Source organism: Phytobacter sp. V69 (genome assembly GCF_965644215.1).
GTDB lineage: Bacteria > Pseudomonadota > Gammaproteobacteria > Enterobacterales > Enterobacteriaceae > Phytobacter.
In genome coordinates this window covers 1-6,749 of record NZ_CBFFRL010000224.1, presented here as the reverse complement: position 1 = coordinate 6,749, position 6,749 = coordinate 1, and the positions used below count along the sequence as shown (strand labels likewise).

Sequence of the window (6,749 nt, the reverse complement as noted above, 5' to 3'; positions counted from 1 at the left end):
GGCCTCATTTCTCGCTGCCGTCCAGATCAGATGCATCGCTCTCTGGGCTAAAATCTTGTGACGACACTATCTAATAAACGCGCATGAAAATGCAAATGCGAAATATACGCATTAGAAATACGAATGTAAACAGATGTAAGATTCATGGAGGAGTGGGTGATTTACAGTGGTTATGTGTGAGGGTTGGTTACAACGCCGCCAGCTGGTGGCGAAATCTTGAAGAAAAAGAGCGTTATAGTTGAAACAGCCGGAGAATCTCGCTCATACTCTACACTGTGTCTCGTGATGGGGCGGTGTCGCCCGCACGTATAAAAGGAAAACGTCATGGCCGAAGAAACCATTTTCAGTAAGATTATCCGCCGCGAAATTCCGTCGGACATCGTCTATCAGGATGAATTAGTTACCGCTTTTCGCGATATCTCTCCCCAGGCGCCAACGCATGTACTGATTGTGCCGAACATTCTCATTCCTACCGCTAATGACATCACCGAAGCGCATGAGCAGACGATGGGGCGTATGATGACCGTGGCGGCGAAAATTGCCCGTGATGAAGGGATTGCGGAAGATGGCTATCGCCTGATCATGAACTGCAATCGCCACGGCGGGCAGGAAGTCTGGCATATTCATATGCATCTGGTCGGCGGCCGCCCCTTAGGCCCGATGCTGGCACATAAAGGCTAGTGATAATGATCAACGGACGTGTTGCCCTGCTGTTAACGGCCCTGACGCTGGTCGGTTGTGGTTCGCGTCCGGCGATTCCGGTGGCCAACGATCAAACGCTGGTGATGGAAGCCAATGTCCTGGCCGCAGGCATCACCGCTGAATCTCCCTCGCTGAGCACGCAGGAAATCCAGCCCTCTGCCTCGTCGCGCCTGTTCAATGAACGTGCGCAGCCGGTTACCGTCAATTACCGTTTTTACTGGTACGACGCCAGAGGCCTGGAAATGCACCCGCTCGAAGAACCGCGTAGGGTCACGATCCCGGCGCACTCCTCCGTCACACTTTATGGAAATGCGAATTTCCTGGGTGCGCACAAGGTCAGACTTTATCTCTATCTCTAAGGGGTGAAAATTGATTAAAACATTAGGACGTTATGCGCTGCTGACCACAGTGGCCGTTATCCTTTCAGGGTGTATTATGCGCGGCGAGCAAGAACCCGCGCCGGTTGAACAAGCGAACCCAACGCAGCAGCAGCCTGTCCCGCAACAACCACAGCAGCCGTCGGAACCGGTTCCGACCGTGCCATCTGTGCCGTCGATCCCGGAACAGCCTGGGCCAATCGAACATCCTGACCAAACGACCCAGCCTGCGCCGCGCGAACGTCACTACGACTGGAACAGCGCCGTGCAGCCGATGATGGGTAAAATGCTGCAGGCGAGCGGAGCGACTACGGGTAACGTATTGCTGGTTGATAGCGTGAACAACCGGACTAACGGTTCGGTCAACACCAGTGAAGCGACCGAAACCTTACGCAATGCGCTGACCAACAATGGCAAATTTACGCTGGTTTCCGCGCAACAGCTGTCCATTGCCAAGCAGCAACTGGGCCTGTCGCCGCAGGATAGTCTCGGCACACGCAGTAAAGCCATTGGTATCGCCCGCAATGTGGGCGCGCAGTACGTGCTGTATTCCAGCGCGACGGGCAACGCCAATGCGCCAACGCTGCAAATGCAACTGATGCTGGTGCAGACTGGCGAAATTGTCTGGTCGGGTAAAGGTGCGGTTCAGCAACAGTAATCTGACGCGTGACGCGCTGCTGTCACGCTATTTCCCGCATTATGCTCCCGTCGAAGGCCAGAACACTGGCCTGAGTGGCGGGAGTTGTCTTATTAGCGATGGTCATCAACGCCTGGTATTGCGTCAGCAGCATCAGGCGACATCATCACCGTTTTTGCGTCAGTATCGCGCGCTAAAACGCTTACCCCGAACTATCGCACCGCTACCACATGCCTTTCACGAAGGCTGGATGGCGATTGACTATATTTCCGGCGAGATGCGAAACAGCCTGCCGGAGAGTCCTGTGCTCGCGGCCTTACTGCATGATTTGCACCGCTGCCCGCCTTTTGGCTGGCGACTGTCGTTGCTGCCGTTGCTGGAAACGCACTGGCAGCAGTGCGCACCGTCGCGACGTACGCTGTTCTGGTTACAGCAGTTAAAAGCACGCAGGCGAGAGGGCGAACCGCTACCCTTGCGGCTGGCACCATTACATATGGATGTTCACGCCGGTAATCTGGTACACAGTTCGGACGGGCTGCGGTTGATCGACTGGGAGTATGCGGGTGACGGTGATATCGCGATGGAACTGGCGGGGGTCTGGACCGACAATGAGCACCAGCGGCGTGAGCTGGTGGCGGAATATGCACATCGTGCCGCGCTCGACGAGATGCGGTTATGGCGACAGGTCGTGCGCTGGCGTCCGTGGATAGCGATGCTGATGGCAGGCTGGTTTGAATGCCGCTGGCAGAAAACGGGCGATCAACAATTTATTACGCTGGCCGATGACGCATGGCGCCAGTTAAAGATGAAAGAAAAAGAGAGGTGAGTGTGGGTCCGGTTATGTTAGATGTGCAAGGCTACGAGCTGGATGCGGAAGAGCGCGAAATTCTGGCGCACCCGCTGGTTGGCGGTCTGATTCTGTTTACCCGCAATTATCACGACCCGGAGCAGTTGCGTGAGCTGGTTCGCCAGATCCGCGCTGCGTCGCACCATCGCCTGGTGGTCGCCGTCGATCAGGAAGGAGGGCGGGTTCAGCGTTTTCGCGAGGGCTTTACCCGTCTGCCTGCGGCGCAATCTTTTGCTGCGTTGCTGGGGATGGATGAGGGCGGCAGAGTAGCCGAAGACGCAGGCTGGCTGATGGCGAGCGAAATGATTGCGATGGATATCGACATCAGTTTTGCCCCCGTGCTCGATGTGGGTCACATCAGCGCCGCGATTGGTGAACGTTCTTACCATGAGGATCCAGCAAAAGCGTTGACCATCGCGGGGCATTTTATCGATGGGATGCACGCTGCGGGCATGAAAACTACCGGTAAGCATTTTCCGGGGCACGGTGCGGTGACCGCCGACTCACACAAAGAGACGCCGCACGACTCGCGTCCGCTGACGGACATTCGCAGCAAAGATATGGCGATGTTCCGCACCCTGATTGAACAGGGCAAGCTCGACGCCATTATGCCTGCGCACGTGATTTATACCGATGCTGACCCTCGCCCGGCCAGCGGTTCTCCTTACTGGCTGAAAACCGTGCTGCGCGGTGAGCTGAATTTTGACGGCGTGATTTTTTCTGACGATTTATCGATGGAAGGCGCGGCAATCATGGGCAGCTATGCTGAACGTGGACAGGCATCACTGGATGCGGGTTGCGATATGATCCTCGTCTGTAATAATCGTAAAGGCGCAGTAAGTGTGTTGGATAACCTGTCGCCGATCAAAGCAGAGCGTGTTACGAAATTGTATCATAAAGGTTCATTTTCCCGTCAGGAATTGCTGAGTTCTGTACGCTGGAAGGCCGTCAATCGCGAACTGGAGCAACTCCATGAGCGTTGGCTGGAACATAAAGCGGCTCAGTAACCCTTTGCGGACGGGGCGTTGGAGTAGGGTGGGGATACAATGATCATCTATTTGCACGGTTTTGACTCAAACAGTCCGGGAAATCATGAGAAGGTGCTGCAGCTGCAATTTATCGATCCGGATGTCCGGTTGATCAGTTACAGCACGCGCCATCCGAAGCATGACATGCAGCATTTGTTAAAAGAGGTGGACAAAATGTTGCAGCTCAACGCTGATGAGCGACCGCTCATTTGCGGCGTTGGATTGGGAGGATTTTGGGCTGAGCGCATTGGCTTCCTGTGCGACGTTCGTCAGGTCATGTTCAATCCCAATTTGTTCCCGTTTGAGAATATGGAAGGAAAGATCGACCGACCGGAAGAGTACCTCGACATCGCCACCAAATGCGTGTCGAACTTCCGCGAAAAAAATCGCGATCGCTGCCTTGCCATCCTGTCTCGCAGCGATGAAGCGCTCGACAGCCAGCGTTCATCGGATGTTCTGCACCATTACTATGAAATCGTCTGGGACGAAGAACAAACGCACAAGTTTAAGAATATTTCGCCGCATCTGCAGCGAATTAAGGCGTTTAAAACCCTCGGTTAATCTCCTCAGCCCGGAACTCGCCGGGCTTTGTTTTTCCGTCTTCCTGCCTGTTTTTCATCTGCCGTTTGTGCCCATCTTTTTTCTCAACAACTACACTTGTTCAACTTTTAGGCATCAAAACTTGATGCATATCAATTTTGGTATGACCAATGCACCGTTCATGTTATTCTCGCTGACGTAGTTTGGTTTTCATGCTGTAACCTGTTGTTAATTAAACGTTATTTTTATAACTTTTAATTAACAATTGGTTAATAATTTTGAGGGGGTCACGTTGACTACACCATTGAAGAAAATTGTGATTGTTGGCGGTGGTGCTGGCGGGCTTGAACTGGCGACACAGCTGGGTAAAAAACTGGGCCGCGGCAAGAAAGCAAAAATTACACTGGTGGATCGTAACCACAGCCACTTATGGAAACCGCTGTTGCACGAAGTGGCAACCGGGTCGCTGGATGAAGGCGTCGATGCGCTGAGCTATCTGGCACATGCGCGTAACCACCATTTCCAGTTCCAGTTGGGTTCCGTGGTTGATATCAATCGCGAAGCGAAGACGATCACTCTGGCGGAACTGCGTGATGAGAAAGGCGAACTGCTGGTGCCTGAACGCAAGCTGGCGTACGACACCCTGGTGATGGCATTAGGCAGTACCTCGAATGACTTCAATACCCCTGGCGTGAAAGAACACTGCATTTTCCTTGATAACCCGCATCAGGCGCGCCGTTTCCACCAGGAGATGCTGAACCTGTTCCTGAAATACTCTGCCAGCCTCGGGGCTAACGGCAAGGTAAACATCGCCATTGTCGGCGGCGGGGCAACGGGCGTGGAGCTGTCTGCTGAGCTGCATAATGCGGTGAAACAGCTGCACAGCTACGGTTACAAAGGGCTGACCAACGAAGCGCTGAACGTCACGCTGGTAGAGGCCGGTGAGCGTATTCTGCCTGCGCTGCCGCCGCGTATTTCCGGTGCGGCGCATAATGAGCTGACCAAAATGGGCGTGCGAGTTCTCACCCAGACGATGGTTACCAGCGCGGATGAAGGCGGTCTTCACACCAAAGACGGCGAATACATTAAAGCCGATCTGATGGTCTGGGCTGCAGGTATTAAAGCGCCGGACTTTATGAAAGAGATTGGTGGTCTGGAAACGAACCGTATTAACCAGCTGGTGGTTGAGCCGACGCTGCAAACCACCCGCGATGCGGACATTTATGCCATTGGCGACTGCGCGTCTTGCGCGCGTCCGGAAGGGGGCTTTGTGCCGCCGCGTGCGCAGGCCGCACACCAGATGGCAAGCCTCGCGCTGTACAACATCCTGGCGCAGATGAAGGGCAAACCGACGAAGTCTTATCTCTATAAAGACCACGGCTCGCTGGTTTCACTCTCGAACTTCTCTACCGTAGGTAGCCTGATGGGGAACCTGATGCGTGGGTCGATGATGGTGGAAGGGCGTATTGCGCGCTTCGTTTACATCTCTCTGTACCGTATGCACCAGATTGCACTGCACGGCTACTTTAAGACGGGGCTGATGATGCTGGTTGGCAGCATTAACCGCGTGATTCGCCCGCGTCTGAAACTGCACTAATCTGTTCGGCTGCTCTCCTGCATCAGGTTGTGGGAGAGTAGAACATCTTTTTGTCACATCGCCAGCGTATCCTCGGATAACTCCGAATCATGTGGTTTTCCTCCTTAATTTCCCCATTTTTACACCCATTCCGATTGGCGTAGTGTACCTCCAGGTTGCAAAATTGTTACTAATAGCAAACCAGGGAGGAAATCCTGTGAATAAATCAATGTTAGCGGGTATCGGTATTGGCGTGGCCGCTGCTCTGGGTGTCGCAGCGGTCGCAAGTCTGAATGTCTTCGAACGCGGACCTCAGTATGCGCAGGTGGTTTCCGCCACGCCAATCAAAGAATCCATCAAAACGCCGCGTCAGGAGTGCCGTAATGTCACCATGACGCATCGTCGTCCGGTACAGGATGAAAATCGTCTGACCGGTTCAGTGCTGGGTGCGGTTGCCGGTGGGGTTATCGGCCATCAGTTCGGCGGCGGTCGTGGTCGTGATGTTGCCACGGTTGTCGGCGCGCTGGGCGGTGGCTATGCCGGGAATCAGGTCCAGGGCGAAATGCAGTCAAGAGATACCTACACCACGTCTGAGCAGCGCTGTAAAACGGTGTATGACAAATCGGAGAAAATGCTGGGTTATGACGTCACATACAAAATTGGCGACCAGCAGGGGAAAATCCGCATGGATAAAGACCCGGGAACCCAAATCCCACTGGATAACAACGGTCAGCTTATTTTGAATAACAAAGCCTAAAACAGTAGTACTGTACCTATTGGCTCCTCAATTGCTCAGGCTGAGGGGCCTTTTTTTTAAAGGCCTTACAGAGGTAAGGCCTCGCGGAGGATTCAGATAAGATCTTGCTGGCGATAGAGCAGGTATCCGGTGATGATAACCGAGATAAAAGCGAACAAGACCGAACCACCACATACAACCCAGAGACCAAATAACAATGTAATTACTATTAGATAGTGTCATCACAAGATTTTAGCCCAGAGAGCGATGCATCTGATCTGGACGGCAGCGAGAAATGAGGCCGTA

At 53.6% G+C, this 6,749-nt stretch carries 8 protein-coding genes; all 8 read left to right on the top strand.

What is annotated here, in order from left to right:
• The first annotated feature begins 324 nt into the window (after positions 1-324).
• Positions 325-681, top strand: a complete 357-nt coding sequence (gene hinT, locus ACSZPU_RS21885; RefSeq protein WP_499003086.1) for a purine nucleoside phosphoramidase — start codon at positions 325-327, stop codon at positions 679-681.
• Positions 682-686: 5 nt separating this feature from the next.
• On the top strand, positions 687-1,061 hold the full coding sequence (locus tag ACSZPU_RS21880; RefSeq protein ID WP_499003083.1) for a YcfL family putative periplasmic lipoprotein: 375 nt from the start codon (positions 687-689) through the stop codon (positions 1,059-1,061).
• A gap of 10 nt (positions 1,062-1,071) precedes the next feature.
• Complete coding sequence (gene lpoB / locus ACSZPU_RS21875) at positions 1,072-1,737, top strand: penicillin-binding protein activator LpoB (protein ID WP_499003081.1); 666 nt, start codon at positions 1,072-1,074, stop codon at positions 1,735-1,737.
• Positions 1,718-2,542, top strand: coding sequence for a thiamine kinase (gene thiK, locus ACSZPU_RS21870; protein WP_499003079.1), 825 nt, complete (start codon positions 1,718-1,720; stop codon positions 2,540-2,542). Before lpoB ends, thiK begins: the two co-directional genes overlap by 20 nt.
• A gap of 2 nt (positions 2,543-2,544) precedes the next feature.
• Positions 2,545-3,570 (top strand): beta-N-acetylhexosaminidase, encoded by a 1,026-nt coding sequence (gene nagZ / locus ACSZPU_RS21865; RefSeq protein ID WP_499003088.1) that lies wholly within the window; start codon positions 2,545-2,547, stop codon positions 3,568-3,570.
• Positions 3,571-3,609: 39 nt separating this feature from the next.
• Positions 3,610-4,152 (top strand): alpha/beta hydrolase YcfP, encoded by a 543-nt coding sequence (gene ycfP, locus ACSZPU_RS21860; protein ID WP_499003077.1) that lies wholly within the window; start codon positions 3,610-3,612, stop codon positions 4,150-4,152.
• A 271-nt stretch (positions 4,153-4,423) separates the two neighbouring features.
• Positions 4,424-5,728, top strand: a complete 1,305-nt coding sequence (locus ACSZPU_RS21855) for an NAD(P)/FAD-dependent oxidoreductase (RefSeq protein ID WP_499003075.1) — start codon at positions 4,424-4,426, stop codon at positions 5,726-5,728.
• Between the two features lie 196 nt (positions 5,729-5,924).
• The gene (locus ACSZPU_RS21850) at positions 5,925-6,464 is read left to right on the top strand and encodes a glycine zipper 2TM domain-containing protein (RefSeq protein ID WP_499003073.1); all 540 of its coding nucleotides are present in this window, start codon (positions 5,925-5,927) and stop codon (positions 6,462-6,464) included.
• Positions 6,465-6,749 lie beyond the last annotated feature (285 nt).